The organism is Glycomyces mayteni (assembly GCF_042428885.1).
Classification (GTDB): Bacteria; Actinomycetota; Actinomycetes; order Mycobacteriales; family Micromonosporaceae; genus Glycomyces; species Glycomyces mayteni.
Genome location: NZ_JBHMBP010000004.1, coordinates 908,402 through 935,160, shown reverse-complemented (window position 1 = coordinate 935,160; position 26,759 = coordinate 908,402). Strand labels below are relative to the sequence as shown.

The 26,759-nt window shown below is 73.0% G+C and carries 25 protein-coding genes, 1 tRNA gene, 1 pseudogene and 1 riboswitch; of the genes and pseudogenes, 15 read left to right on the top strand and 12 right to left on the bottom strand.

All coding sequences use genetic code 11. From position 1 onward, the window contains the following. The first annotated feature begins 20 nt into the window (after positions 1–20). Both panB and ACFFXY_RS19635 read left to right on the top strand, forming a co-directional pair. Positions 21–887 carry a 3-methyl-2-oxobutanoate hydroxymethyltransferase gene (panB, locus tag ACFFXY_RS19640; protein WP_382354437.1) on the top strand — a complete coding sequence of 289 codons (867 nt, stop codon included), beginning with the start codon at positions 21–23 and terminating at the stop codon, positions 885–887. Positions 888–980: 93 nt separating this feature from the next. Continuing rightward, positions 981–1,661, top strand: a complete 681-nt coding sequence (locus tag ACFFXY_RS19635) for an HAD family hydrolase (RefSeq protein ID WP_382354434.1) — start codon at positions 981–983, stop codon at positions 1,659–1,661. 120 nt (positions 1,662–1,781) lie between these two features. Here ACFFXY_RS19635 and ACFFXY_RS19630 read toward each other — a convergent pair whose 3' ends face one another. Next, positions 1,782–2,486 (bottom strand): MOSC domain-containing protein, encoded by a 705-nt coding sequence (locus ACFFXY_RS19630; RefSeq protein ID WP_382354431.1) that lies wholly within the window; start codon positions 2,484–2,486, stop codon positions 1,782–1,784. 106 nt (positions 2,487–2,592) lie between these two features. Here ACFFXY_RS19630 and glnA point away from each other — a divergent pair, with 106 nt between their 5' ends. The 5 genes from glnA (at position 2,593) to ACFFXY_RS19605 (ending at position 10,023) form a co-directional block, all read left to right on the top strand. Further along, a complete protein-coding gene (gene glnA, locus ACFFXY_RS19625) occupies positions 2,593–3,945 on the top strand; it encodes a type I glutamate--ammonia ligase (RefSeq protein ID WP_382354428.1) in 1,353 nt (450 codons plus the stop codon). A gap of 17 nt (positions 3,946–3,962) precedes the next feature. Then, complete coding sequence (locus ACFFXY_RS19620) at positions 3,963–4,646, top strand: type 1 glutamine amidotransferase (protein WP_382354425.1); 684 nt, start codon at positions 3,963–3,965, stop codon at positions 4,644–4,646. After that, entirely contained in the window at positions 4,636–7,290 is a 2,655-nt protein-coding gene (locus ACFFXY_RS19615; protein WP_382354422.1) for a bifunctional [glutamine synthetase] adenylyltransferase/[glutamine synthetase]-adenylyl-L-tyrosine phosphorylase, read from the top strand. The genes ACFFXY_RS19620 and ACFFXY_RS19615 overlap by 11 nt, the downstream gene beginning before the upstream one ends. After that, positions 7,287–8,369 carry a CorA family divalent cation transporter gene (locus ACFFXY_RS19610; protein ID WP_382354419.1) on the top strand — a complete coding sequence of 361 codons (1,083 nt, stop codon included), beginning with the start codon at positions 7,287–7,289 and terminating at the stop codon, positions 8,367–8,369. The genes ACFFXY_RS19615 and ACFFXY_RS19610 overlap by 4 nt, the downstream gene beginning before the upstream one ends. Positions 8,370–8,562: 193 nt before the next feature. Then, on the top strand, positions 8,563–10,023 hold the full coding sequence (locus ACFFXY_RS19605; RefSeq protein WP_382354416.1) for a glycosyl hydrolase family 18 protein: 1,461 nt from the start codon (positions 8,563–8,565) through the stop codon (positions 10,021–10,023). Positions 10,024–10,119: 96 nt separating this feature from the next. On the opposite strand, the gene ACFFXY_RS19600 is transcribed toward ACFFXY_RS19605, so the two are convergent. Beyond that, positions 10,120–11,457, bottom strand: coding sequence for a heparan-alpha-glucosaminide N-acetyltransferase domain-containing protein (locus tag ACFFXY_RS19600; protein WP_382354413.1), 1,338 nt, complete (start codon positions 11,455–11,457; stop codon positions 10,120–10,122). A 236-nt stretch (positions 11,458–11,693) separates the two neighbouring features. Here ACFFXY_RS19600 and ACFFXY_RS19595 point away from each other — a divergent pair, with 236 nt between their 5' ends. The 3 genes from ACFFXY_RS19595 to ACFFXY_RS19585 all read left to right on the top strand — a co-directional run bounded on the left by ACFFXY_RS19595 (position 11,694) and on the right by ACFFXY_RS19585 (position 13,688). After that, entirely contained in the window at positions 11,694–12,338 is a 645-nt protein-coding gene (locus ACFFXY_RS19595) for a response regulator (RefSeq protein ID WP_382354410.1), read from the top strand. A gap of 20 nt (positions 12,339–12,358) precedes the next feature. Further along, positions 12,359–13,432, top strand: a complete 1,074-nt coding sequence (locus ACFFXY_RS19590) for a sensor histidine kinase (protein ID WP_382354407.1) — start codon at positions 12,359–12,361, stop codon at positions 13,430–13,432. 64 nt (positions 13,433–13,496) lie between these two features. Next, positions 13,497–13,688, top strand: coding sequence for a ferredoxin (locus tag ACFFXY_RS19585; RefSeq protein WP_335986929.1), 192 nt, complete (start codon positions 13,497–13,499; stop codon positions 13,686–13,688). Positions 13,689–14,185: 497 nt separating this feature from the next. Here ACFFXY_RS19585 and ACFFXY_RS19575 read toward each other — a convergent pair. From ACFFXY_RS19575 to ACFFXY_RS19555, 5 genes and pseudogenes are all read right to left on the bottom strand, one after another. Continuing rightward, positions 14,186–14,926 (bottom strand): annotated as a pseudogene (locus tag ACFFXY_RS19575) (ZIP family metal transporter); the annotation flags it as partial. A 53-nt stretch (positions 14,927–14,979) separates the two neighbouring features. Beyond that, positions 14,980–15,603, bottom strand: coding sequence for a maleylpyruvate isomerase family mycothiol-dependent enzyme (locus ACFFXY_RS19570; protein ID WP_382354403.1), 624 nt, complete (start codon positions 15,601–15,603; stop codon positions 14,980–14,982). A gap of 12 nt (positions 15,604–15,615) precedes the next feature. Then, on the bottom strand, positions 15,616–16,479 hold the full coding sequence (locus tag ACFFXY_RS19565) for an alpha/beta fold hydrolase (RefSeq protein WP_382354400.1): 864 nt from the start codon (positions 16,477–16,479) through the stop codon (positions 15,616–15,618). 87 nt (positions 16,480–16,566) lie between these two features. Beyond that, positions 16,567–18,714, bottom strand: coding sequence for an RNA polymerase recycling motor ATPase HelR (helR, locus tag ACFFXY_RS19560; protein ID WP_382354397.1), 2,148 nt, complete (start codon positions 18,712–18,714; stop codon positions 16,567–16,569). Further along, positions 18,711–19,919: a glycosyltransferase gene (locus ACFFXY_RS19555; RefSeq protein WP_382354394.1), complete on the bottom strand. Its 1,209-nt coding sequence runs from the start codon at positions 19,917–19,919 to the stop codon at positions 18,711–18,713. The genes helR and ACFFXY_RS19555 overlap by 4 nt, the downstream gene beginning before the upstream one ends. Positions 19,920–20,186: 267 nt before the next feature. On the opposite strand from ACFFXY_RS19555, the gene ACFFXY_RS19550 reads away from it, so the two are divergent. After that, positions 20,187–20,351 (top strand): hypothetical protein, encoded by a 165-nt coding sequence (locus tag ACFFXY_RS19550; protein WP_382354391.1) that lies wholly within the window; start codon positions 20,187–20,189, stop codon positions 20,349–20,351. A 43-nt stretch (positions 20,352–20,394) separates the two neighbouring features. On the opposite strand, the gene ACFFXY_RS19545 is transcribed toward ACFFXY_RS19550, so the two are convergent. Next, positions 20,395–20,709 (bottom strand): DMT family transporter, encoded by a 315-nt coding sequence (locus tag ACFFXY_RS19545; protein WP_382354388.1) that lies wholly within the window; start codon positions 20,707–20,709, stop codon positions 20,395–20,397. A gap of 31 nt (positions 20,710–20,740) precedes the next feature. Continuing rightward, a riboswitch (guanidine-III (ykkC-III) riboswitch) is annotated at positions 20,741–20,807 on the bottom strand. Positions 20,808–20,891: 84 nt separating this feature from the next. Between ACFFXY_RS19545 and ACFFXY_RS19540 the strand changes: the two genes are divergently transcribed. Next, entirely contained in the window at positions 20,892–21,368 is a 477-nt protein-coding gene (locus ACFFXY_RS19540) for an SRPBCC family protein (protein ID WP_382354385.1), read from the top strand. On the opposite strand, the gene ACFFXY_RS19535 is transcribed toward ACFFXY_RS19540, so the two are convergent. From ACFFXY_RS19535 to ACFFXY_RS19525, 3 genes are read right to left on the bottom strand one after another with little or no spacing between them, the layout of a single operon-like run. After that, complete coding sequence (locus ACFFXY_RS19535) at positions 21,365–22,009, bottom strand: response regulator (protein ID WP_382354382.1); 645 nt, start codon at positions 22,007–22,009, stop codon at positions 21,365–21,367. The two genes, ACFFXY_RS19540 and ACFFXY_RS19535, sit on opposite strands and share 4 nt — an antisense overlap. After that, positions 22,006–23,127 carry a sensor histidine kinase gene (locus ACFFXY_RS19530; RefSeq protein ID WP_382354379.1) on the bottom strand — a complete coding sequence of 374 codons (1,122 nt, stop codon included), beginning with the start codon at positions 23,125–23,127 and terminating at the stop codon, positions 22,006–22,008. Before ACFFXY_RS19530 ends, ACFFXY_RS19535 begins: the two co-directional genes overlap by 4 nt. Then, positions 23,124–23,798 carry a DUF2306 domain-containing protein gene (locus ACFFXY_RS19525; protein WP_382354376.1) on the bottom strand — a complete coding sequence of 225 codons (675 nt, stop codon included), beginning with the start codon at positions 23,796–23,798 and terminating at the stop codon, positions 23,124–23,126. Before ACFFXY_RS19525 ends, ACFFXY_RS19530 begins: the two co-directional genes overlap by 4 nt. Positions 23,799–23,941: 143 nt before the next feature. On the opposite strand from ACFFXY_RS19525, the gene ACFFXY_RS19520 reads away from it, so the two are divergent. Further along, entirely contained in the window at positions 23,942–24,772 is an 831-nt protein-coding gene (locus ACFFXY_RS19520; protein ID WP_382354373.1) for a DUF2470 domain-containing protein, read from the top strand. Between the two features lie 30 nt (positions 24,773–24,802). Here the strand turns inward: ACFFXY_RS19520 and ACFFXY_RS19515 are convergent, their stop codons facing one another. Beyond that, positions 24,803–25,876, bottom strand: coding sequence for a hypothetical protein (locus ACFFXY_RS19515; protein WP_382354370.1), 1,074 nt, complete (start codon positions 25,874–25,876; stop codon positions 24,803–24,805). 177 nt (positions 25,877–26,053) lie between these two features. On the opposite strand from ACFFXY_RS19515, the gene ACFFXY_RS19510 reads away from it, so the two are divergent. Both ACFFXY_RS19510 and ACFFXY_RS19505 read left to right on the top strand, forming a co-directional pair. Further along, a complete protein-coding gene (locus ACFFXY_RS19510; protein WP_382354367.1) occupies positions 26,054–26,563 on the top strand; it encodes a hypothetical protein in 510 nt (169 codons plus the stop codon). 100 nt (positions 26,564–26,663) lie between these two features. Further along, positions 26,664–26,737: transfer RNA gene (locus ACFFXY_RS19505), tRNA-Pro, on the top strand. The last annotated feature ends 22 nt before the right edge of the window (positions 26,738–26,759 follow it).

The window sequence follows — 26,759 nt, the reverse complement described above, 5'->3', positions numbered from 1 at the left end:
GGAGATTCTGGAGCACTGCGATGACGCTGTCAGCCAACGACGCATCGAATTCCCCCGACGAGATCCCGAGCCTGTACGGGCCGGGCAAGACCGTCAAGCGGGTCCGCACCCGCCACCTCGTCGAAGCCAAGGAGCGCGGCGAGAAGTGGGCGATGCTGACCTCCTACGACCAGTACACGGCCGCCCTCTTCGACGAGGCCGGCATCCCGGCGCTGCTCGTCGGCGACTCCGCCGCGAACAACGTCTACGGCTACGAGACGACCCTCCAGGTGTCGGTCGAGGAGCTGCTGCCGCTCGTGGCGGCCGTCGCCCGCTCGACCCGCCGGACCCTGATCGTCGCCGACCTGCCGTTCGGCTCCTACGAGGCCGGGCCCGCGCAGGCCCTGGAGACCGCCGTCAGGTTCATGAAGGCCGGCGCGCACGCCGTCAAGCTCGAAGGCGGGCGGCGCATGGCCGAGCAGATCCGGGCCCTCACCGGCGCGGGCATCCCCGTCATGGGCCACATCGGGTTCACGCCGCAGAGCGAGCACACGCTCGGCGGCTACCGCGTCCAGGGCCGCGACGCCCAGGCCGCGGAGGTCGAGGCCGACGCGCACGCCGTCGCCGACGCCGGAGCGTTCGCCGTGGTCCTGGAGATGGTGACCTCCTCGGTCGCCGCCGAGATCACCAAGCGCCTCCCGATCCCCACGATCGGCATCGGCGCGGGCTCGGAGACCGACGCGCAGGTCCTCGTCTGGCAGGACATGGCCGGGCTGCGGCAGGGCAAGCCCCCGCGCTTCGTCAAGCGCTACGCCGACCTCGCGTCCGTCCTCCAGGGGGCCGTCAAGGCCTACGCCGACGAGGTCCGCGCGGGCGAGTTCCCCGCGAAGGAGCACGGCTTCGAGTAGCAGCCCCCGCCGGGCGCGTGTGACGAAGCTTTCGAGCCGCGAACGCGCCCGGCCCTAGGGGTTCCGGTGCCGCATCGCGTAGCGTCTCAGTACGTGAACGACGCCATCCTGCTCTTCGACTACGACGGCACCGTGCGGCTCGGCTCCGAGCACGCCACCCACTACGCCCGCCTCGTCGCGGCCGAACTCGAACCCGAGGACGAACGCGCCTTCCTCGCCGCCCACGCCGCGTTCGTCGCGGGCAAGCCCACCACCGCGTCCACGTTCGACGCCTTCGACGCCGACAACGCCGTGCGCCGCCTCGCGGGCGAGTTCGGCGTTCCCGACGCGGCCCGCGCCGCCGCGTACGAGGCCACCCGGGAGCGCATGGCCGCGGGGGACTTCGCGGTCTGGGCCCCGGAGGGCTTCGCGGAGTTCATCTGGAGCCTGCCGCGCAGCGTCGAGGTCCACCTCGTGACCAACGCGCCCGAAGCGACCTTGGAGCCCGTGCTCGACCGGCTCGGCCTCGACGGCCTGTTCGACCGCGTCGTCGGCGACGCCGCCAAGCCCGTGGGCCTGGAGCGGATGCTCGACGACCTGCTGGAGGACCGCAAGCCCGAGCGCATCCTCAGCGTCGGCGACATCCCCGTCAACGACCTCGCCCCGGCCGCCGACCGCGGCTGCCCGACCGCCTACATCGACCACTACGGCCGCCCGTGGCCCCGCGCGACCGCCACCGGACGCTCAGTGGAGGACCTGTACGGGTTCATCCACCGCTGGGCGACCGAGGGATAGAACGCGTACACGTGAGGGTCGCGCGCGTCACGGGCTCGTGAACCCAGCATGTCGCACCCGGCGTTTATGCTGGGATTGCGCCCTGAGCCGACCGATCCCCGGCTCAGGGCGTCCTAGCGCTCAGGCGGCGATCTTGTCGCCCACGCGGATGACCGCGCGCTCGGGGGTCTTCAGGTACAGCCCGAAGTGGTTGTCCAGCTCGGCGATGATCGTGCGGTGCAGCTCCTTGTCCCGCACGTTCGAGCCGTCGGGGGTCCAGCTCGGCAGGACGCACCGCTCGCACGGCTTGTGCAGCACGAACTCGTTGTCTCCCAAGCGGATCGGCGTGCCGATCGGGACCCGGTACTCGGCGAAGGGCTCCAGGTCGGCGGAGACGATCACGTTCGGGCGGAACCGCGCCGCCTCGATCTCGCGGCCCATCCGCTCGCTCAGCGCCCGCACGCTCGCCTCGAAGACCACGAGGACGCGGTCCCCGGCGCCCTTCGTCGGCCGGATCTCGACGCCCTTGCCGGCGTCGATGGTCTCGGCGAGGCGCGCGGGCAGGCCCGTGTCGTCCACGCCCCAGGCGGCCCCGCCGGACTCGTAGAGCACCGGGTCGCCCGCGGAGGAGTCGGCGGTGCCGCACTGCGCCGGGAACGCGGCCTCCCACCCCATCATCTTCGGGTGGCTGCCGCCCCACACCGACTTGTCGGTGCCGGGCTCGTAGAGGCCGAGGCGGCGGTCGCCCGCCATCCCGGCCGCGTCGACCACCGCCGACGTCAAGGGCTCCCCCCTGAGGCCCTTGACCGGATAACGCCACAATGCTGTGATCTCACCTGCGAACATGCTTCCGAATGTACCTCCACTCACGTTTTGGACTCGGCCTGGCCGGGTTTACTTCGGCGACATAATCGGGTGAGACAATTGCCGCCCCAGGACAGAGGAGGACACCATGGAACGACAGAAGGAGTTCGTGCTTCGCACGCTCGAAGAACGCGACATCCGCTTCGTGCGGCTGTGGTTCACCGACGTCCTCGGGACCCTCAAGTCCGTGAGCGTCGCGCCCGCCGAGCTGGAGTCCGCGTTCGAGGAGGGCATCGGCTTCGACGGGTCCGCCATCGAGGGCTTCGCCCGCGTGTACGAGTCCGACATGGTCGCCATGCCCGACCCGACCACGTTCCAGGTGTTCCCGTTCGAGGGCCGCGGCATCGGCGAGTCCGCCCGCATGTTCTGCGACATCCTCACCCCCGAGGGCGCCCCGTCCTGGGCCGACCCGCGCCACGTGCTCCGCCGGGCCCTGTCCAAGGCCGCCGACCGCGGGTTCACGTTCTACGTCCACCCCGAGATCGAGTTCTTCCTGTTCAAGGACATCTTCCCGGAGACCGGCGCGAAGCCCGAGCCCGTGGACGACGGCGGCTACTTCGACCACACCACCCACTCGGTGGCCCGCGACTTCCGCCGCCAGGCCATCCTCGCCCTGGAGCGGGTCGGCATCTCCGTCGAGTTCTCCCACCACGAGGTCGCCCCCGGCCAGCAGGAGATCGACCTGCGGTACGCCGACGCGCTGACCACGGCCGACAACATCATGACGTTCCGGCACGTCGTCAAGGAGATCGCGATGACCTCCGACGTCACCGCGTCCTTCATGCCCAAGCCGTACAACACCCAGCCCGGCTCCGGCATGCACTCCCACCTGTCGCTCTTCGAGGGCGAGGACAACGCCTTCCACGACCCGGGCGACGAGCAGCGCCTCTCCAAGACCGCCAAGGCGTTCATCGCCGGGCTCCTGCGCCACGCGCCCGAGTTCACCGCGATCACCAACCAGTGGGTCAACTCCTACAAGCGCCTCTACTCCAGCGCCCAGCCCGGCCAGATCTCCGAGGCGCCCTCGTACGTCTCCTGGGGCAAGGCCAACCGCTCCGCGCTCGTGCGCGTCCCCGTCTACGGCAAGCCGAACTCGGCCCGCGTCGAGATCCGCTCCCTCGACTCCGCCACGAACCCCTACCTCGCCTACGCCGTCCTCCTCGGCGCGGGCCTCAAGGGCATCGAAGAGGGCTACGAGCTGCCCCCGGGCACCGAGGACGACGTCTCGGCCCTCACCAGCGCCGAACGCGTCGCCGCCGGGTACCAGTCCCTCCCGAGCAACCTCGCCGAGGCCCTCGACAAGATGGAGTCCTCCGAGCTCGTCGCCGAAGTCCTCGGCGAACACGTCTTCGACTACTTCCTGAAGAACAAGCGCCAGGAGTGGGAGGACTACCGCACCCAGGTGACCGCCTTCGAGCGGAAGCGCTACATCAATCTGTGACGGTTTAGCATGTACGGGTGACCACCGCGCTTGTCATCGAGAACGATCCGGAGCAGGGCCTCGGGCGGGCCGCCGCATGGCTGGCCGAGGCCGGTATGGAGTTGGACGTCGTGCGGCCGCACCTCGGTGAGGCCGTGCCGAACTCGGCCGGGGGGCACGAGGCCCTGATCGCGCTCGGGGGCGGCCGCGGGAAGGACTGGAGCGACGACCTCGCCGGACTCCTGACCACCGCGGTCGCCGACCAGACGCCGCTCCTCGCGATCTGCTCCTCCTCCCGCCTCCTCGCCGCCGCGTTCGGCGGCCGGGTCGAGGACCACGACGCCCCGAACGGCCCGCGGATGCTCGCCAAGCGCGACGCCGCCGGACGGGACCTCGTGTTCGGCCCCGCCCCCATGACCATCGACGTGATCCGCTGGCGCCGCCAGGAGCTCGTGGAGCTCCCCGAGGACGCGACGCTGCTGGCGGCCTCCCCGCAAGGGGCCCTTGAGATCTTCCGCATCCGCGAGAGCGCCTGGGGCGTCCAGTCGCACTTCGAGTTCACGCCGGAGCAGCTCGCGGGCTTCGACGGGTTCGACGAGGCCGCGCTCGCGAAGGCCGCCGAAGTGGACGAGCACATCGTCCGCACGTGGAAGCCCATCCTCCAGCGGTTCGCGAAGGTCGCCGCGGGCGAGAAGAAGATGCTGCCGCTCCTTGACGTCTGAGAGCGAGCATGTGATCGACGCGGACGAGGCGCGCCTCGCGGTCGTCGCGGCCAGCAACGCGCTGGCCGACTTCCTGCGCGCCCACCCCGAGTCCGAGCCGGCGCTCACCGAGGACGAGGACGCCGGCTTCGCGCGGCTGCGCGCCGCCGGGCCCTTCCGGTTGAACACCGCCTGGAAGGAGAACCTGCTCCGCATCGCCGCCGCCGACCTCACCGGCGCCACGGACCTGAAGGCCACCTCCGACGCGCTCTCGCGCCTGGCCGACGCGGTCCTGTCCCGCGGCCTGGAGCTGGCCCGCGAGGAGCACCCCGGGGACGCGCGACTCGCCGTGATCGCCATGGGCAAGACCGGTGCGGAAGAACTCAACTACGTGTCCGACGTGGACGTCGTGTTCGTCGCCGAAGGGGACCTCGCGCTCGCCACCCGCCAGGCCGCGCACCTGATCCAGGTCGTCGGCCCCGCGACGTGGCCCGTCGACGCCGGGCTGCGGCCCGAGGGCCGGTCCGGGGCGCTGGTGCGCACGATCGAGTCGTACACCGCGTACCTCAAGGACTGGGCCCGCACCTGGGAGTTCCAGGCGCTCCTGAAGGCCCGCCCGGCCGTGGGGGACCTGGAGCTCGGGCTCGAATGGCTCGCGGCCGTGCAGCCGTTCATCTGGGGCGCGGCCGACCGGCCCGGGGTGGTCGCCGACATCCGCGACATGCGCCGCAAGGTGGTCGACTCCGTGCCCGCCGCCGAGCGCCGGTACGAGATCAAGCTGGGCCCGGGCGGCCTGCGCGACATCGAGTTCGCCGTGCAGCTCCTGCAACTGGTCCACGGCCGCGGCGACCCGGCCCTGCGGGTGCGGTCCACATTGGAGGCCCTCGACGTGCTCGTCGCGGGCGGGTACCTGGCCCGGCGCGACGGGGAGGACCTCGCCGACACCTACGTCTTCCTGCGCACCGTCGAGCACCGCCTCCAGCTCCAGCGCCTCCTGCGCACCCACCGCGTCCCCGAGAGCGGCGAGCCGCTCCACCACCTCGCCCGCACCCTCGGCTACACCACCGACGAGGGCTTCCTCGCCGCCTGGCGCGCGCACGCCACGACCGCGCGGCGGCTCCACGAGAAGCTCCTCTACAAGCCGCTCCTGGACGCCGTCACCCGCGTCCCCACCGCCGAGCTGCGCATGAGCGAGGCGCAGGCCGCCGGGCGGCTCGCCGTCCTCGGCTTCAACGACCCCGCGAGCGCGCTCACCCACATCAAGAAGCTCACCGCGGGCGTCTCCCGCACGGCCACCGTGCAGAAGGCGCTGCTGCCGGTCGTCCTCCACGAGCTCGCCGACTCGCCCGAGCCCGACCGCGGGCTCCTCGCGTACCGGCAGGTCTCCGACAAGCTCGGCACCACCCCCTGGTACCTGCGGCTGCTGCGGGACGGCGGCCCCGCGGCGGTCCGGCTCGCGCGCCTGCTCGGCACCTCCCGGTACTTCGCGTCGCTGCTCCTGCATGTGCCGCAGTCGCTCCGGTACCTCTCCGACAACGCCGACCTGACGCCGCGCCCGCGCGAGGAGCTGGCCGCCGGGATGCGCCAGGCCGCCGCGCGCCACTCGGACCCGACCGCCGCGGTCGGTGCGGTCCGCTCGATCCGCCGCCGCGAGCTCATCCGCATCGCCGCCGCCGACCTCCTCGGGCTCATCGACGACCAGGAAGTGGGCCTGGCGCTCTCGGACCTGACGGACGCCGTCCTCGAAGCGGCCCTGGAGATCGGCTCGCGCGGCCTGGACGACGTGCCGCCGATGCTCGTCGTCGGCATGGGCCGCCTGGGCGGGCGCGAGACCGGGTACGGGTCCGACGCGGACGTGGTGTTCGTCCACGACGGCGCCGACGACGCCCAGCGCAAGGCCGCCGCGAAGGTCGTCGGCACCGTGCGCACCCTCCTCGGCGCCCCCACGGCCGATCCGCCCTTGGACCTCGACCTCGATCTGCGGCCCGAGGGCAAGGGCGGCGCGATCGCGCCGAGCTTCGCCGCGTACCGCCGCTACTACGCCGACCGGGCCCGGCTGTGGGAGCGCCAGGCGCTCCTGCGCGCCAGGCCCGTCGCGGGGGACGAGGCGCTCGCCGCGGTCTGGACCGAGTTCGCCGACGGCGTCAGGTACCGCCCCGGCGGGCTCACCGAGGCCGAGCGCGTCGAGTTCCGCCGCGTCAAGGCCCGCGTGGACTCCGAGCGCCTCCCGCGGGGCGCGGACCCCAACGGCCACACCAAACTCGGCCGCGGCGGCCTCGTGGACATCGAGTGGACCGCGCAGCTGCTGCAACTGGAGCACGGCGACGAGCCCGCGATGCGCACCACCCGCACCGTCCCGGCCCTCGAAGCCGCGGCCGCGGCCGGGCACCTGAACGCCGCCGACCTCCTGTCGCTGCGCGAGGCGTGGCTGTTCGTCTCGCGGGTGCGCAACGACATGACGCTCGCGCGCGGCGTCCCCCGCGACGACCTCCCGCGCTCGGGCCCCGAACTGGCCGCGCTCGCCCAGACCCTCGGCTTCGGCGAGGACACCGAGCGGTTCCTCAACGAGTACCGCCGCCTGACCCGCCGCGCCCACGAAGCCGCCCAACGCATCGTCCTGGGCGGCTTAGACTCGGAACCCTGGCGGAACTGGGGGAGCGGATGATCGACTACACCGTGGTCACGGCCGACGGGGCGGAGGACCGGCGCGGCGGCGGCGACCGGCTCAGGGCCGATGCGGGCGCGGACGGGGCGTTCGCGTGGGTCGAGTTCGAGGCCGACGACGCCGAGGCGCTGCCCGAGGCGCTCGCCGCGCTCGGCATGGACCGCTTCGGGACCTACCCGGCCGCGGCCGTCCACCCGCGGCCCAAAGTGGAGGTTATCGACGACGCGGCGCTGCTGCTGGTCAAGACCGTCTGGTACATCGAGTCCACCCGCCAGGTCGAGACCGGGGACCTCGCGATCTTCACCGACGGCCGGTCGCTGGTCACCGTGCGCCGCGGCGTCGTGGACCCCGTTCCCCATGTGCGCGAACGACTCCAGGAGCAGAAGTTCCGCTCCGGCGGGGTCGGCGCGGTCGTCCACGCCCTGTTCGACGCCGTCGTGGAGCACTACGACGACGCCGTCGAGGACCTCACCGACGACGTGGCCGACCTGGAGCGCGCCGTCTTCTCCGGGCAGCGCCTCGACCGCAACCAGGAGATCTACTTCCTCATCCGCGAGACCCTGGAGTTCCAGAACGCGGTGCGGCCCTTGACGACCTTCGCGCACGCGGTGCGCCAGGGCCGCGCGGGCGCGCCGGTGTTCGACCGCTCGGGCTTCGGGGAGGTCGCCGGGCACCTCATCCGCGTGGACTCCTCGGTGGAGACGTGCATGAGCCTGCTGACCACGGTCCTCACCGCGCACCAGGGGCAGATCGGGACGTGGCAGAACGAGGACACGAAGAAGATATCGGCGTGGGCGGCGATCGCGATCGCGCCGACGATCATCTCCGGGATCTACGGCATGAACTTCAAGGTGATGCCGGAGCTGCACTGGGTGGTCGGGTACCCGCTCGCGCTGGCGGCGATGGTGGTCGTGTGCGTCCTACTCTTCCGAGGTTTCAAACGCAACGGCTGGCTGTTACGGATCGATGTCCGTGAATCGCAATGGGGCGCAGTGAGGGGCGGGTCCACCTTGGGCCGCATCGCGAACGACGCGCCCTCGCGGCGGATCCGCCCCTCCGGCCCTGCCTGCCTTCAATGAACACCTTAGCGGTGCCCCGCAAAGCGAAAGCGTCGAGCCAATGGTGACGGTGCGTGCGCGCCGCGGCCGCGCTCCCATTTCGGTAACAAAGCCGCCATTGAAATTTTTCGATGCGAATGCTTGACTTTCGACAGGCCCTCCCATAAAAATAAAGATACCTATCAGTTAAGTCTCTTTACTTTTGGGAGGAACATTGAGACGACTGAGGACCCGGCGCTTCATCGCCGTCGTGACCGCGGCTCTGGCCCTGTTCACGACCGGTTTGATCTACACCGTCGCGAATCCCTTCACTGCGAACGCTGCCGTCACCTGCAACACCCCGTGGGCCTCCTCGAAGGTCTACGTCGGCGGTGACCTGGTCAGCCACGAGGGCTACAACTACAAGGCCAAGTGGTGGACCACCAACGAGGAACCCGGCACCACCGGCGAGTGGGGCGTCTGGCAGACGCTCGACGCCTGCGGCGGCGGCACCGACCCGACGACCAGCGCGAACCCGACCACCCAGGAGCCCACCGAGGAACCGACGGGCGAACCCGGCACCGGCGGCTCCATCAACGCCGCGTACTTCACCGAGTGGGGCGTCTACGGCCGCAACTACCACGTGAAGAACATCGTCTCCTCCGGCTCGGCCGAGGACCTCACCCACATCAACTACGCCTTCGGCAACGTCAAGAACGGCCAGTGCACGCTGGACGACTCGTACGCGGCGATCGACAAGGCCTACACCGCCGACCAGTCGGTCGACGGGGTCGCCGACACGTGGGACCAGCCCCTGCGCGGCAACTTCAACCAGCTCCTGAAGCTCAAGGAGATGTACCCGGACATCAAGATCGTCTGGTCCTTCGGCGGCTGGACCTACTCCGGCGGCTTCGGGCAGGCCGCGCAGAACCCGGCGGCCTTCGCCGAGTCCTGCTACAACCTGCTGCACGACTCCCGCTGGAACGGCCTGTTCGACGGCATCGACATCGACTGGGAGTACCCGAACGCCTGCGGCCTCACCTGCGACTCCAGTGGGACGCAAGCGTTCACGAACCTCATGAGCGCGCTGCGCTCGAAGTTCGGGAACGAGCTCGTCACCGCCGCGATCACCGCCGACGGCACCTCCGGCGGCAAGATCGACCTCGGCGGGTACGGCACGGCCGCCCAGTACGTCGACTACTACCAGGTGATGACCTACGACTACTTCGGCGCCTGGGACGCCGACGGCCCCACCGCACCCCACTCGCCGCTGAACTCCTACAGCGGCCAGCCCATCGCCGGATTCGACGGCGCCACCGCGATCGCCAAGCTCAAGTCGCTCGGCGTTCCGTCATCGAAACTGCTCCTCGGCTTCGGCTTCTACGGCCGCGGCTGGACGGGCGTCACCCAGGCGACGCCGGGCGGCTCCGCCACCGGCGCGGCCCCGGGCACCTACGAGGCGGGCATCGAGGACTACAAGGTCCTGGTGAACGAGTGCCCGGCCACGGGCACCGTCGCGGGCACCGCTTACGCCAAGTGCGGCAACGAGTGGTGGAGCTACGACACCCCGGCGACGATCGCGACGAAGACGGCCTGGCTCGACGGCCAGGGCCTCGGCGGCGCGTTCTCCTGGGAGCTCTCGGGCGACACGAGCAACGGACAGCTCGTCAACGCCATCGCCGCCGGTCTGAACTAGGAGCCGTCCCGCTCCCGACCCGGATCGCTGACCCTGGACAGGTCGGCGGGGGCCGCCGCACCGGCCCCCGCCGACCGTCCTATTTCACGTACTTCCCTACTTCACGAACTTCGCAGGTCTAGTCGCGAGCGTCAGCGCCCATTCGAGCGGGCCGCGCTTGAGCAGCCGCTTCCAGATGAGCGCGAACAGCATCGCGGCCACGCAGAACACCGCCCACATGCGCCAGCCGGTCTCGTACCCGACCCCGTTCGCGGGGTGGTCCACGAGGAACCAGACGCCCGCGATGTGCGCGACGTACACCGTCAGCGACATCGAGCCGACCGCGATGAGCGGGGCGAGGACGCGGCGGGACCACTTGCTCACGGCGCCGCAGTGGCCCAGGAGCGCGACGAGCCCGACGATGACGCTGATCGCGACGCCGATGTTCCCCGCCAGCTCGAACGGGGTGCCCGAGTGCGGGTACGCGGCCGTCAGGCCCGCCCAGTCGACGCCCGAGCCGGTGCCCGCGACGTCGCCCGCAGGGAGCTTGTCCCAGAGCGAGGCGTGCTCCTCGTCGAACGCCTTCCACTGCTCCTCGGTCCAGGTGTCGGTGTCGGCGCTGCCGACCGCCGCCGACCACGCCTTGTCGAAGGCCGCGTACGCCTCGTCGTCGGCCGCCGCGGCGGGTTCGCGCACGAGCTTCCCGCACAGCCAGGCGCCGCCGTAGCCGAGCAGGCCCAGCGCGGGTCCGATGACGGCCAGCCGCACGCGGACGGCCTTGCGGGCGAAGTCGAGGCGGCCCAGTGCCATGCCGGTGAGGATGTAGGCCATCCACGCCATCGCCGGGTACGTGCCCATGAGCAGCAGCGACAGCAGGCCGTCCCCGCCCCACTGGACGAGCGGGTCGTGCTTGTCGAAGCCCTCGGTCCACGTGGCGGTCCACATGAGCTGCACCAGGATCGGCCCGCCGAGGCCGAAGGCCGCGGCGAGGATCGCGAGGGTCCGGGCCCGCAGCCTGATGAACGGGAGTGCGAGCAGGAAGTACAGGCCGTAGAACGCGAGGATCACCACGATCGAGGTGCCCGTGCTGGTGAGCCACGTGCCCAGGGCCAGCAGCAGGACCGCGCGGATCGCGATCTTGACGACGGCCTGGCGCAGCGGCCGGCCCGTCTTCGGCTCCGAGCCGCCCGCGATGAGCACGAGCGAGAGCCCGGCGAGCGTCGCGAACAGCGCCGACGAGCGGCCGTGGGGGAGGTCCATGAGGAAGGACTTCCACGTGCCGGTCTCGTCGGACCACGGGCCGACGTGCGAGTAGTACATGCCGAAGACGGCGACGGCGCGGGCGGCGTCGAGGCCCACGATGCGCCCGATCGACGGGCCTTTGTCCGGGGGCGGCGCGAGCGCGGGGTCCTGCGGCTCCCGCTTCTCGGCGCGCAAGGCGACGGTGTCAGTCATCGCCCCAGAGTGCGGCGGGCCCGGGGCCGTTCCCATCCTTCGATGCGCGGGACCGCGCCCGCCGCCGGGACGGGGCCGTCCCGCCGCCCGGCCGTTCCGCACCCGCCGATCGGCGGGGATCGCGGGCCGGGCCACCGCTCGGAACTGCGACAACGCGCACACCCCCGCCGCTCCTCGCGCGCACGAGGTGGCGCGCGCGTGCTACGAATCGGACCGGACCGAAAGAAGGAGGCCGCATGATCCGGGTACTGGTCGTCGACGACGAAGCCCTCATCCGCACCGGTTTCCAGCACATCCTCGACGCCGCCGGGGACATCGAGGTGGTCGCGGCCGTCTCCGGCCGCCAGGCCCTCGCCGAGGTCGGCCGCCTCCGCCCGGACGTGGTCCTCCTCGACATCCGCATGCCCGACGTGGACGGCCTCACCATCCTCGAACGCCTCCGCGCGCTCCCCTCCCCGCCCGTGGTCGCCATGCTCACCACGTTCGACACCGACGAGTACGTGGCCGCCGCGCTCCGCATGGGCGCCGCCGGGTTCCTCCTCAAGGACACCGACCCCGAGCACCTCGCCGTGCAGGTCCGCACCCTCGCCGCCGACGGCGTGGTCCTCTCCCCGAAGGTCACCTCCACCGTCGTGGACGGCTATCTCGCGGGCCGCACCCGCTCCTCCGCGGCCGTCGAGCGCCTCTCCGCCCGCGAGCGCGAGATCCTCGTGCTCCTCGCCGAAGGGCTCTCCAACGGCGACATCGCCGCCCGCCTCTACCTCGGCGTGGGCACCGTCAAGGACCACGTCAGCGCCATCCTCACCAAGCTCAAGGTGAACGGCCGGGTCCAGGCCGCGCTCGTCGCCGAGCGGGCCGGGCTCCTGCGGGGCGAGCGGTGAAGCGGTGGTGGCGCCCGTGGATGACGGACGCGGCGCTCGTCGCCGTCGCCGCGGCCGACCTGTGGTTCACGTACTGGTGGTGGCCGCCGCTCACCTTCGAGATGTCGGTGACCGGGACAGGCGTGGCCGCGCTCGCGTTCCGGCGCCGCTTCCCGCTCGCCGTCTTCGCGCTGACGCTGCCGACCGCGTACTTCATGGGCGAGGCCGCCGCGCCGCTCATCGCCCTGTACACGCTCGCGGCCTCCACGCACCGGCGCTGGCTGCTCGCGGTCGGCTCGGTGGTGCTGGCGATGTGCATGATCTGGCCGCTCGAATCGGGCCCGGCCGACCTGTTCGCGGACTCGTGGTGGCTCGCGAGCATCGCGTACGCGCTGGCCCCGGCCGCCGCCGCGGCGTTCCTGGGCCAGCTCGTGCAGGTGCGCCGGGAGCTCTCGGCCCGCCTGGAGGAGATCACCGAGGCCCGCGAGCACGAGCAGCTCATGGCGACGCAGAAGGTGCTCGCCGAGGAGCGCGCGCAGCTGGCGCGGGAGATGCACGACGTGGTCTCGCACCAGGTGTCGCTCATCGCGGTGCGGGCCGGGGCGCTCCAGGTGAGCACCGCCGACCCCGAGGCGAAGGAGGCGGCCGGGACGATCCGCAAGCTGAGCGTCAGGACCCTGGACGAGCTGCGGCACATGGTGAACGTGCTGCGCGCCGGGGGCGGCGGCCCCACCGACCTCGCGCCGCAGCCGACCCTCGCGCAGCTCGGCGACCTCGTCGGCAACTCCGGGATCGACGCGGTGCTGCGCGTCGGGGAGCTGCCGGACCTGGACCCGCCGAAGGAGCGGGCGGTCTACCGGACCGTCCAGGAGTCGCTCACGAACGTGCGCAAGCACGCCCCGGGGGCGAGCACCGACATCGCGCTGGCGCACGAGGGCGGCGCGATCACGGTGACGGTGGCGAACTCCGCGCCGACCCGCACGCCCGTGGCGCTGCCGAGTTCGCGGCACGGCCTGCTCGGGCTCCAGCAGCGCGCGGTGCTCCTCGGCGGGACGCTGACCTGGGAGGCGACCCCCGACGGCGGGTGGCGGAACACGCTGGTGCTCCCCGCCTGACCCCGACCGCCCGCGTATACGTATAGTCTCCATATATGCAGGCATCGAGGAGCGGAGGCCGACCGTGGTGAGGATCGTCGCCGACACCGAGCAGTGCGCCGGGTCGGGCATGTGCGCGCTGACCGCGCCGGAGTACTTCGACCAGAACGACGAGGACGGCCGCGTCGTCCTCCTCGCCGACGAGGCCGAGGACTGCGACACCGAGGTGGCCGAAGCGGTGCAGCTGTGCCCCGCTGCCGCGCTGCGCCTGGAGTGACCGCCGCGCCGCCCCCGGGGCGGTCCCACTCGCGAGGCCCGCGTCAGAAAGGCGGGGAGGCGCTTTCGCTAGTATGTGCGGAACTGCTGCGCTCCAATGCGCACCGGCACTGGTCACAATCCTGTTAGGAAGGCGAAGCCGTGGCGAAGAAGACCGTGGTCACGTTGTTCGACGACATCGACGGGAGCGAAGCGGCCGAGTCGGTCGAGTTCGGCATCGACGGCTATCTGTACAGCGTGGACCTCTCCGGGGCCCACGCCGACGAGCTCCGCGACCGCCTCACCGCCTACCGCGAGTTCGGGACCGAGCTGGGCCGCTACCACGTGGCGCGGGCCGTCCCGCCCCGCGTGCCCCGCGTCCCCACCCGCGACGACCGCGACCGCAACCGCGACATCCGCCGCTGGGCCGAGGAGAACGACCTCCCCGTCAAGACCCGCGGGAAGCTCCCCGACGGCGTCGTCGCCAAGTACAACGAGGCCCACGCGGGCTAACCACTGGGCGATGGCGAACGCGGCCAGGAATCCCAGGACCGCGATCAGCCCCGTCCACAATCGGGCGTCCTCGAACGCCTCCGGGATCATCGTGTCGGCGATCATCGACAGGATCGCGCCCGCCGCCAGCGCGGTGATCGCCGCGAGCAGCTCCGCGGGGGCGTCCCCGAGGAACGCGTACCCCGCCGCGGCGGCCAGGCCGCTGGCGAGGGCGATCGCCGTCCACAGCCCGAACACGTAGGCGCGTCCGCGCCCGGCCCGCCGCATGCCCGCGGCGCTGGAGAGCCCTTCGGGGACGTTGCTGACGAACACGGCCATGACGGTGGCGGCGCTGACCGGGCCGCCGCCGAGGAGGCTCGTGCCGATGACGATGGACTCGGGGATGCCGTCGAGCAGCGCCCCGAGCGCGATGGCCGCGCCCGAGCCGGGCCGGTCGGTCTCCTTGGCCTGCTGGGTTCCCGAGCGCTTGCGGTGCCGGGCGCCGCGGCGCGCGAGCGCCACGTTGGCGAGCGTGTAGGCGAGGGCCCCGGCGACCGCGCCGACGGCGGTCGGGAGGAGGCCGCCGCGCTCGTTGGCGTCGGCGATGAGGTCGAACGCGACCGCGGAGATGAGGACGCCGGAGCCGAACGCCATGATCGCGGCGATGACCGGCTGCGGGACGCGGACGAGGTACCCGAACAGGGCGCCGGCGACGAGCGCGCCGCCCGCGAGCAGGCCCCAGCCGCCCGCGCTCAGCCAGCCGGGCACGGCGTGATCCTCGCTGGTGCCATGCGCGCCAGTCTAAGCCGGTGCGGCCCGGTTCAGGCCGATTCGAGGCGGGCGAGGCCGGGGCCGTCGAGTTCGGACAGCGCGGTGCGGCGTCCGGAGACGGCCAGGAGCAGGGACGCGGCCGGGCCGCGGACCTCCGGGCCGTCGCCGATGACGAGGTCGGCGTCCGTGGCGGCCAGGCGGATGCCGGCCGTGAGCTCCTTCGCGCCGCCCATGGAGGCGGACATGCCGGTGTGGACGCGCAGCGCCCGGGCCACCGCCTCCGCCGGGTACTCGCGCGCGATCCCGAGGGGCCTGCGGATGTCCTCGCCGTGGACGACCTCCTCGACCAGGCGCGTGTCGAGCGGCGCGGGCGGGGTCTTCGTGAGCGCGGCGGCCCCGCGGAGCCGCTCCAGGGTCTCGCGCGGGGTCGCGCCGCGGGACCGGGCGACGCCGCGGGCGTTCTGGCGGTCGAAGTCGAACCCGGCTCCGACCATGGTGAGGAGGAAGCCCAGCCGCGTGGTCCTCGCGGTGTTCACCAGGTGCGCGGCCACGTCGTGGACGCTCCAGCCCTCGCACAGCGACGGCGTGTCCCATTGCGCCGCATCGAGGCCGTCGAGGTCCTCGATGAGCGCGGCGCGCTCGGCGTGGACCAGCGGCCAGACTTCGCTCCCCATCGTCGTGTCCTCCTACGCCGAGAGGACTTCGCGCAGGGCCGCGGCGAACTCGTCGGGTTTGCCGGTCTGGCCGTACTCGCCGCCGAGGAACCCGCCGTGGTCGCCGGGGAGCACGGTCGGCTCGACGCCGATGCGCTCGGCGACGGCCCGGCCGCCGCGGGCGGCGAGGGTCTCGCCGGAGTCGGCGCCGACGGCGAGGACGATGCGGGTCGGGGCCGCCCGGAGCGCCTTGAAGTCGTGCTCGTAGGCGTTGCAGGTGACGATGTTCTGGCCCACCAGCGGGTCGTCGCGGGTGCCGTCGTCCTCGGCGGGGAGGCCGAACGCGGCCGGGTCGGGCGCGGGCCCGTCGAGGTAGGTCGCGGGGATCTCGCCGTCGTAGGAGACCAGGGCGATGAACTTCGCCATGGCGGGGCCGAACCCGGAGGCCCGGTAGGTGTCCTGGATGTCGCGGGCGGCGGCCAGGGCCGCGTCGCGGTCGGGGAGGGCGCTGGACGCGGGCGGCTCGTGCGCGACGAGGGTCCGCACCTGCTCGGGGTGCTTCGCGACCAGGGCGAGGGCGTTCACGGCCCCGCCGCTGGAGGCGAACACGTCCACGGGCCCGCCGACCGCGGCGATGACCCGGTGCAGGTCGTCGGCGTGCTCCTCGGGCGTGGACTCGGCGGCGCCGTCGGTGCGGCGGCTGCGCTCGGACCCGCGCGGGTCGTAGGTGACCACGCGGCGGTCCGGGAAGTGCGAGGCGAGCGTGGCGAACCCGGCCGCGGCCATCGGCGAGCCGATGATCAGCAGCGTGGGCGCGTTCGCCGCCTCGCCCTCCCGGACGTCGTAGTGCAGTTCGGCGCCGGGCGCTTCGAGCGTGTGCGTCGTCGGATCGGTCATGTCGTCTCCTCGCGGTTCAGGGTTTCTGGGGATAGGACGAGACTGGATCACCGGATTCATCGCCGCACGCGAATCGCCGATCCGGCCTCAGTCGAGGACCACCAGCCTCCCGGTCGCGCGGGTCATGGCGACGTACCGGTCCACGGCCCCTTCGACGCCGGTCCCGAACCCGTCGGGGTCCACCAGGACCACCAGGTCGAATTCGAGGCCCTTCGACAGCTCGGGCGTGAGCGAGCGGACGCGCGGCGGCGGCGCGAAGCCGGGCGCGCCGATGACGCAGGCGGTGCCGTCGGCGTGGGCCGCGAGCCACTCGTCCAGGATCGCGTCGAGGTCCGCGACCGGGCCGTGCGCGACGGGGACGCCGCTGCGGCGCACCGAGGTCGGCACGTTCGCGTCCGGCAGCGCCTCCCGGATGACCCGCTCGGCCTCGGCCATGACCTCCTCGGGCGTGCGGTAGTTGATCGTCAGCGTGCTGATCGCGATGCGGCCCATGCCGACCCGCTCCAGGCGCTCGGTCCACGACTCGGTGAACCCGTGGCGGGCCTGGGCCCGGTCGCCGACGATCGTGAACGACCGCGACGGGCACCGCTGGAGCAGCATCTGCCACTCGGCGTCGGTCAGCTCCTGCGCCTCGTCCACGACGACGTGCGCGAACGGGCCCGCGAGCAGGTCCGGGTCGGCGGTCTCCAGGTCCTCGTAGTGGACCAGCGCGTCCTGGAGGTCGAGTCCCTTGAGGAGGATCATCTCCTCCACGTTCCCGTCGCCCGCCTCCAGGATGTCCTCCACGACCCTGTCGATGACCTCGCGTTCGGAGGCGATCTCGGCCTCGCGGCGGCGGGCGTTGCGCGACGCCTCGGGGTCGCCCAGGCGCTGGCGGGCCGCGTCGAGCAGCGGCAGGTCGGACACGGTCCACGCGAACGGGTCCTTCCGCTGCAACCGCTGCACGTCGGCGTCGCCGAGGTGCGGGGCGCACCACTGGAGGAACTCCGGGGAGGCCCAGAACGCGGCGACGAGGTCGCCCGGCTCGATGAGCGGCCACGCCTTGTCGAACGCGGCCACCAGCTCCCGGTTGCGGGCGAGGGAGCGGCGCAGCAGGTCCTCCGAGACCTCGGCGTCCTCGGGGAGCTTCGCGAGGACGATCTCGGTGAGTTCGCGCCACACCTGGTCGCGCGCCTCGTTGTGGGCGGTGCCGGACCCGGCGGCGGCGAACGCGTCGGCCCAGTCGGCGGCGGTGAGGTACGCGTCGCCCCAGTTGGTCTCGACGCTCAGGCCGCGCCGCGGCGGCTGCTCGTAGCGGCGCGCGGCGGGCTCGATCGCCCGCACCATGTCGGCGCTCGCTTTGAGCCGCGCGGTCTCCGGGTCGGTCTCGGCCGCGGCCTCGGCGCCGCCGGGGACGAGGTCGCGCAGGGTGCAGGTCTGGACGCCCTCCTCGCCGAGGCTGGGGAGCACGTCGGAGACGTACGCGAGGTACGGCTCCGAGGGGCCGACCACGAGCACGTCGCCGCGGTGGTGGCCCAGGCGCGGGTCGGAGTACAGCAGGTAGGCGGCGCGGTGGAGGGCGACGACGGTCTTGCCGGTGCCGGGCCCGCCGTCCACGACGAGCGCGCCGCTCGAACCGGCGCGGATGACGGCGTCCTGGTCGGCCTGGATGGTGCCGAGCACGTCGCGCATGCGCTCGGACCGCTCGGTGCCGAGGCTGGCGATGAACGCGGACTGGTCGTCGAGGGCGGCGGCGTGGCCGGTGAAGGAGTCGGCGGTGAACACCTCGTCCCAGTAGTCGGTGATCCGCGGCCCGGTCCAGCGGTAGCGGCGGCGGCTGTCCAGGCCCATCGGGTCGCCGTGCGTCGCACCGAAGAACGGCTCGGCCGCGGGGGAGCGCCAGTCCACGAGCAGGCGCGTCCCCTTCCCGTCGGTGAGCCCGATCCGCCCGATGTAGACGGTGCCGCCGTCCTGGCCGACGGCCTTGCCCAGGCACAGGTCCAGGCCGTACCGGCGGAGGGTCTGGAGCCGGTTGGTGAGGCGGTGGATGTCGCGGTCGCGGTCGGCGGCGTGCTGGCCGTCGAACTGGCCCGACCCGCCCTCGGACCTGCGGGCGGCCTCCAGGCGCGCGGTGAGGTCCGCGATGGACGCCGCGAGGCTCGCCTCGATGGCCGCGAACTGCGCCTCGTCCTCGGCGATGAGCGCCGGGTCCGCTTTGGCGGCGAGGCGGTCGGGGAGCGCGAAGGGGCTCGTCACCGGCGGCCCCCTTCAATGAGGAGCCGCGCGGACCGCTCGGCGCCGTCGGTGCGCATCCGGGTGGCGAACCCGGCCGCCGCCGTCTTCGTCTCGGGCGCGAGGGCGACGTCGAGGGCCGCGGCCATCGACGCGCGCGTCGGGTCCGGCCCGTCGTGGGCCGCGCCGAGGCCGAGGGCCGCGACGCGCCCGGCCCAGTACGGCTGGTCGGCGATCTGCGGGACCACGACCTGCGGCGCGCCCGCGAGCGCGGCCTTGTGGGTGGTCCCGGCCCCGCCGTGGTGGACCACGGCCGCGGCGCGCGCGAACAGCCTGCGGTGGTTGGCCTCGCCCACGGCGAAGCAGTCGTCCCCGTCCGCCGCGAGCTCGGCCCAGCCGCGCGAGACCACGACGCGGCGGCCCCGGTCGCGGATCGCGGCGACCGCCGCCGCGGCCGCGTCCCGGCCCGACTGGAACGGCATCGACCCGAAGCCGATGTACACGGGCGGATCGCCCGCGTCGAGGAACGCCTCCAGGTCCGCCGGGAGCGGCCGGTCGTCCGGCGCGAACCACGCGCCGGGGTGCTCGACCTCGTAGCCCGGTGCGGGCGTCCACGGGCCCAGCTCCGGGTCGGTGGCGAGCCACGGGCGGTGGTCGAGCAGGTAGTCCCGCACGTCGGGGACCGGCTCCATGCCGAGTGCGGCGCGGCGCTCGTTCAGCGGCGGCCCGTACAGCGCGTGGAGGTTCTCCCGGTCGACCTCCCACAGCTTGAGGTTGTCGGTCTCGCCCTCGGGGAACGGCTTCCCGGGCCTGCCGTGGGGCCGCACGTGCGGCGAGGGCAGCACGCCGGGCACGAAGCCCGCGTAGACGAACCGCGTCCCGAGCCGCTCGGCCGCGAGCCGCGCCCCGACCGGCGGCAGGCCGGTGCCGACGACGGCGTCGCAGCCCTCGCCCGCGGCCACGACCGCGGCGTACTGGGTCTCGACGAGCCCGGCCGCGCGCCTCGGCGCGTCGGCCATCGAGGGCGGCTTCGGGCCGCTGATCTGCGGGCGCACCGGCGCCCCCATCGGCGCCAACTCGACGCCGAGCCCGGCGAGGAGCCGCGCGAACTCCTCGTCCGGCGGCGCGCACACCACCGCCTCTGCGCCCTGCGCCCGCAGTGCCGCGGCCAGTCCCGCGATCGGCTCGACGTCCCCGCGCGACCCGAAGGTCGTCATCAGAAATCGCATACCCGGCTCCCGTCTCGTGGTCAGGATGCATATTGTGCAGCAGGTCAGACGCCCTTTCGGGACCCCGATGCACCCGTCGCCGGGTGAGTCGTTGTATAAACTGAAGTGGGAAGGAGCGATGGGCCCCTTCCCTTCGTCGTCTCCAGGGCGCGGTCGCCCGCCCGCCCACCCTCCGAAATGCACGAACGGGAACCGGTGTCCCCTGTGCGCTTCTGGGTACCTCCGACGCAGGCCGGCGCGAGCCGGCCGCGACGATAGGAGGCCCCCATGGCCACGTTCCAAGCCCTGTTCTACCTGATCGCCATCATCCTGCTGGTGGCCGCCGCCCTGCCCCTCGGCAAGCGCCGCACCCGCGGCGTCGGCCTCGGCCTCCTGGCCGCCGCCTTCGCCCTGACCGCGTTCGCCGCCCCCACCATCGACGCCGCGTTCTGACGCGCGAGGGCGGTGCCGGCGGACGGCACCGCCCTCTGCGCCGCTAGTGCAGGAACTTCAGGCCCACCACGCCCGCGACGATCAGGAGCAGGCACAGCATCCGCGGGACGGTCGCGGGCTCGCCGAGGACGGCCATGCCGTACACGGCGGTCCCGACCGCCCCGATGCCGACCCACACGGCGTAGCCGGTGCCGATCGGGATGGTGCGCATGGCGTACGCGAGCCCGGCCATGGACGCGGCGAGGGCCGCGAAGAACAGCAGGCTCGGCCGCAGCTTCGACAGGCCCGCGGAGGCCCCCAGGGCTGCGGCCCAGACGGTTTCGAGGATTCCGGAGAGAACGAGGACGACCCATGCCATGACGGCACCTCCAAGACGAGAGCTGGCAACTGCTCCGCCGTCTTGTCGTGACCGGGTACGGCGAACTCGTCCGGGGCGCCGGCCGAGGCCGCGTCCGCCTCAAGGCTAGCTCGATTCCGCGGACCGGGCCACGCGGCCGGGACCGGCGGATACGCTGCCACGGTCGACCGGAGGAGCAGGACATGAGCGGCAGCGAGTTCGTCTGCGTCACCTACGTCAAGGCCCCGCCCGAGCGGGTGTGGCGGGCCCTGACCGAACCCGAGTTCACGACCCGCTACTGGGGCGTCGCCTTCGACACCGACTGGACGCCCGGCTCGCCGATGACCTGGGACGAGAACGGCGCGACCACGTCGGCGCCGGGCCAGGAGGTCCTCGAATACGACCCGCCGAAGCGCCTGGCCTACACCTGGCACACGTTCACGCCCGAGTGGGCCGAGCGCGTGGGCGTCCCCGGCGACGTGCTCGCGAAGCTCGCCGCCGAGCCGCGCTCGAAGGTGCGCTTCGACCTCGAACCCGACGGCGGGGCCGTCAAGCTCACCGTCACGCACGACGGCTTCCCGGACCTCAGCACCGCCCGCGACATGGTCTCGCAGGGCTGGCCCGCGCTCCTGTCGAGCCTGAAGTCGCTCCTGGAGACCGGCGAGCCCATCGGCTCCTAGCCGACGCGGCCCGTCTCGTAGGCCCACATCGCCGCCTCGACCCGGTTGCGCACGCCGAGCTTCGCGAGGACGCCCGCGATGTGGGTCTTCACCGTCCCGAGCGACAGGTACAGGCGCTCGCCGATCTCGGTGTTCGTCAGCCCCGTCGCCAGCAGCGCCAGGACCTCCTCCTCCCGGGCCGTGAGCGGCGAGCTCGGCTGCCGCGCCCGCTTCGCGGGGCGCGAGAACTCGCCGAGGAGCCGGGCGGTGACCTGCGGGGAGATGAGCGCGTCGCCGTTCGCCGCGGCGCGCACGGCCTCGCCGATGAGCTGCGGGCCCGACTCCTTGAGCAGGAACCCCTTGGCGCCCGCGCGGAGCGCGCCGTGCACGTACTCGTCGAGGTCGAACGTGGTGATGACGACGACCGCGACCGGCTCGCCGACCGCCGCGCCCGCCAGCAGCGAGGTCGCCTCGATCCCGTTGAGCCCCGGCATCCTGATGTCGAGCAGCGCCACGTCGGGGCGCAGCTCCCGCGCGAGCCGCACCGCCTCGACGCCGTCGGCGGCCTCGCCCACGACCTCCACATCGGGCAGCGACTGGAGCAGGAGCCGCAGGCCGGTGCGCACGGGCTCCTGGTCGTCGGCCACGAGCACCCGGATCACGGCGCACCCCGCAGCGGCACCGACGCGCGCAGCGTCCAGCCCCCGTCCGGGCCCGGCCCGGCGCTCGTCTCCCCGCCGAGCAGCGCCGCGCGCTCGGCCATCCCCTGCAGCCCATGGCCTTCGCCCGAGACCGGACGCGGCGGCGCGCCGTCGTCGGTGACGGCGACCCGCGCCGACGCCTCGTCCACTGCGACCACCACTTCGATCCCCTTCGCTCCGCGGGAGTGCCTGCGCGCGTTCGTGACGCCCTCCTGCGCGATCCTGAACAGCGTCGAGGCCACGATGCCCGGGACCTCCACCGGGGCGTCGATCCGCACGGCCACCGGCGGCGGCCCCGGGTCGGCCAGGCGCGCCAGCTCCTCCAGGCCCGGCATCGGCGCGAGGCCCGGCGGGGCGCGCAGCGTGCGCACGAGCGAGCGCATGTCCGCGAGCACCGCCTGCGCCTCGGCCTCGATGACCCGCAGCGACTCCGGGACCTGCGCCGGGTCCGCGGACGCCACCTGCGCGCGGATGACGATCGCCGAGACGTGGTGCGCGACCGTGTCGTGCAGGTCCCGCGCGAGGGCCTCGCGCTCGCGCGAGCGCACCGAGTCCGCCTGCCGCGCACGGGACTCCACGCGCTCGCGGCGCAGCGCCCCGATGAGGCACGCGCCGCCCATGAACGCGACCGCGGCGATCATGTCAGCCACCGGGTCGCTCCCGAGGAGGCTCGTGAACACGAACCCGGCCACCACTATGGACGCTCCGGCGATCCGGTCCCGGCCCGAGCCCCAGCGGAAGACCGCGTACGGCACGGTCAGGAACGCGAACGTCGTCACCAGCGCGTTCGGCTCGATCCCGGCGGCCTTGTGCGCGAACGCGAACGCCGAGGTGCACGCCGTCAGGACCGCGACCGCCGCCAGCGGCGCGGAGCGGCGCCACAGCAGGACCGGGAGGATCGCGATCGTCACCAGCACGGTGGCCGGCGGCCATTCGAGGTCGGGCCGCACCGCGCCCTCGAACACGGACACCAGGGCCGCACCGGCGACCAGGAGCGCGTCCCGGGCCCGCGGGCCTTCGCCCCCGGCGGCCCGGGGCCGCGCCCAGGCCCTGACCGCCGTGCGCCCCAGGCGGTTCACGCCGGGACCGCTTCGAGCCGCAGCGCCCGGCGGCGGCGGGCGATCACCCATTCCGCGAAGAGCGCGTTGATGATCCAGCCCGCGTCCATCTGCACGAGCCGCATGAGCGCGTCCGGCTCGCCGAGGATGACGAGCGCCGGGCCCGAGGTGAGGACCTGCGTGCCCGCGCCCATGCCGAGCGCGTAGGCGCGGATCATCCACGAGCCGTGCGCGACGTACTCGCGCCGCGCGACCGCGGCGATCCCGAGGCCGATGAAGGCCAGCATGAGACCGCCGACCACGTAGCGCGAGAATGCGACCGGGCCGGTGTCGGTGGGCGGCACGTCGTAGGACGCGGTCATCCACAGCCCTGTGGACGCCACGACGATCCCGGCCGGGACGAGGAGGTACCGCCCGGCGAAGCGGTGCCACCCGTTGTGGTCGCGGCGCAGGCCCGGGAGGAACTGGAAGGCGCCCACGATCGCGTACACGAGCGCCCCGGCGATGTGCAGGACGACGGGCAGCGGCATCTGCATGAACCGGGCGTTCGCCTCGGTCTGCGCTGCGCCCGAGGCGATCTCGCCGATGCGGAAGGCTCCGGCGATCGAGGGGACGAGCGCGAGGAGGATCAGCCCGGCGGCGATCATCCACTCGCGACGGCGGCGGGTCGGGAGGGGCGGGGTGGTGTCCATACGGCAATCCTGGTCGCGGCCGCGGCCGCGGCGCTTCAGCCATGTGGCCGGTTCTCCTAGGGAGGTGCTTGTTAGCCTAGCCTAAATTCATGTAGGCTCAGCTAACTTCACGGCTCTGCGCCAACCCGACGGAAGGAGTCGCCATGCGCCCATCGGCGGCCGAGACGGCCCGCACCCTGGCCCGCGGGCGCCTGCCCGGCCTCGTCCGGATCGGCGACGCCTCCCCCGGCGCCTCCTCCGGCGGCCCCTTCGGCGACCTGCCCGTCGCGGGGATCCAGCACGCCACCGACCGGCTCGGGCGGCCCCTGCTCCTCGCCCCGGCGGGGGAGGAGCTCGCGACCCGCCTCGCCCGCGCCGAAGGCCCGGTCCGCCTGTCGCTCAGCGTGGACGACGTCCCGCCCCGCCCCGGCGCCCCCAGCCTCGGCCGCGTCCGCATCGTCGGCGACCTGCGCCCCGTGTCGCCCGCCGAGACCCGCGAGGCGGTCCTCGAATACGCGGGCTCCAGCGCCGACCCCGACCTCTTCGACGTCGGCTCCGACCCCGGCGACCGCGTCGCGATCCACCGCCTCGAACCGTCCCGCGTCACCCTCAGCCGCGCCTCCTCCGAGCGCGGCGGCGCGACCGAGATCATCGACCCCGCCGCGTACGCCGCCGCCGAGCCCGACCCGCTCCACGAATGCGAGCGGGACCTCCTCCATGACCTCGCCGACCACCACCGGACCCAGCTTGAGGACTACCTCCGCCGCCTCCTCGACGACCCCCGGGCCTTCGCGCACGGACCGCCGCAGGCCATGCGGCTCGACCGTTACGGCATCGTCCTCGACCTCAACCCCGGCCCCGGCTCCGCGCGCGGCGAGCGGCGCCGCTGGATGCGCCTGGAGTTCGCCCGCCCCGTCGCCGGCCAGCACGACCTCGCCCACCTGCTCCACCCGATCCTCTGCGCCCACCGCCGCTGCGACGCCGAGGACGAGTGAGGGCCGGGCCCTCTCGGGCCCGGCCCCTGACTAGTCGCACTCCCAGAGCACGGCCTTGAGGATGTGGTTCCCGGCCTCGTCCTCACCGGCGAACACCTGGCCCGCCAGCCGCTCGCCGTCCTCGCTCACCTCGGACACCATGTCCCCGAACCAGTTCCGGGCCGGATCGACCAGCCCCGGCAGGAACGTCAGCTCGCTGTCGGCGTTCACGACCGCGGCCTCCGGGTCCCTCGCGCCGCCCGTGAGCCCGTCTTCGTTGATCGCGGGCGCGTAGTTCAGCTTCAGCACCTCGACGGTGCCGTCCTCCAGGTTCCAGCGGACCGCGTTCTCCTCCTCGGCCGTGAGCAGGTACCCGGAGACCCATTCGCCCGCGATGTCGTTCGCGGCGAACGCCATCACCTCGGCCGGGTCGACCCAGTCCGGCAGCGCCAGCTCCTCGCCGGTGCCGTCGGCGTGCCACACGTACGGCGCGCGGGTCCCGTCGTCGTAGGCCACGCCCCCGGCGATGTTCCCGTCCTCGTCGATCGCGCCGGCACTGCCGCTGCTCGCGCCCTCGGGGAGCGGCAGCGCCTCGGGCTTGACCCGGCCCTCGCGCCACACGACCGGCACGAGCACGTCCTGGCCGTTCATGCCGACGATGTCGCCGTCGTCGTTGACGTCGCTGGCGCCGCCGCCGTCGTTCGCGGCCAGCTCGGTGAGCACGCCGTCCTTGTAGACGTAGGGGAGGACCACGCCGTCGACCCAGGCCGACCCGACCGCGACGCCGTCCTCGTTCACGCCGTTGAGCGACTGGTCCTCGCCGGGCATCGGGACCTCGGTGACCTCGCCGTCCTCGTACAGGTACGGGTAGCGCTCGTAGGTCTCCAGCCCGGCCGGGTAGGCCCGGTAGGCGACCACGCCGCCGTCGCCGCTCATGCCCGTGACGATGCTGAAGTACTTGTCCTCGGGCATCGGCAGCTCCTGGAGGACGCACGCCTCCTCACCCGGCGCGGCGACCGCCGCCTGCACCGGCATGACCGCGGCCGCCGCAGCGGCGGCGGTCAGCGCACCGCCCGCCGCCAGTGCGCGGCGAATCAGGGCGCGCGGCTCGTTCGTGTTCGGCACGATGTCGTCCTTTCGTGGGGATTCCGGGGCGGATCACCCCGGCCGCACCAATTACGCGTGCCCGACTCGCGTGCGTTGCAAGCAAATCCGCGAATTTTCGGCTCCCGTTGGCCCGGGCGCTGGCAGTGCCGGTGCATCCTGTGAAAGACCGTCCCGATCGACCCCGGGGAGCCCGCAATGGCCGACGACCCCGCCGCCAAGCGCCTCCACCCGGCGCTCACCGCGGTGCTCCTGACCGTCGTGGTCCTGGTGCTCTCGGCCTTCCCCCTGGCGCTCCACGCGAACACGACGGCCCTGATCGACGGCTACCGGGCGTCCCACGGCGAAGCGGGCACCCTCGGCACCGCCACGGTCGCCACCGCGACCGACACCAAGGACGAGCAGGTCTGCCGCGGCACCTTCACCCCCGCCGGCGGCGGCCCCGCCACCGACGCCCGCATCGAGGTCGACGGCCGCTGCGAGATCGGCCAGCAGGTCGAGGCCCGCCTCATGCCCGGCCGCCCCTCCCTCTTCACCGGCTACGACGAGCCCCGCGCCTGGGCCCCCGGCGCCGGCGACTGGGCCGTTTTCATCCCCCTCGTCGTCCTCTTCGGCCTGCTCAGCCTCCCCCTCGTCCTCCTCCTCTGGATGATCGTCGCCAACCTGACAAAACGCCTCCTCAACGGCCCCGCCGCCCCCACCGTCTGACCTCCCGCCCCAGCTCAACCCCCATCCCCCGCCCCCGCCACCGCCCCCCACCACCCGGCATCCGTGCTGTACCCTTGCGAAGGCCGCGCAGCGGCCGAACCGGGACGTGGCGCAGCTTGGTAGCGCACCTCGTTTGGGACGAGGGGGTCGCAGGTTCGAATCCTGTCGTCCCGACAGACGGACACCGGGAGCATCG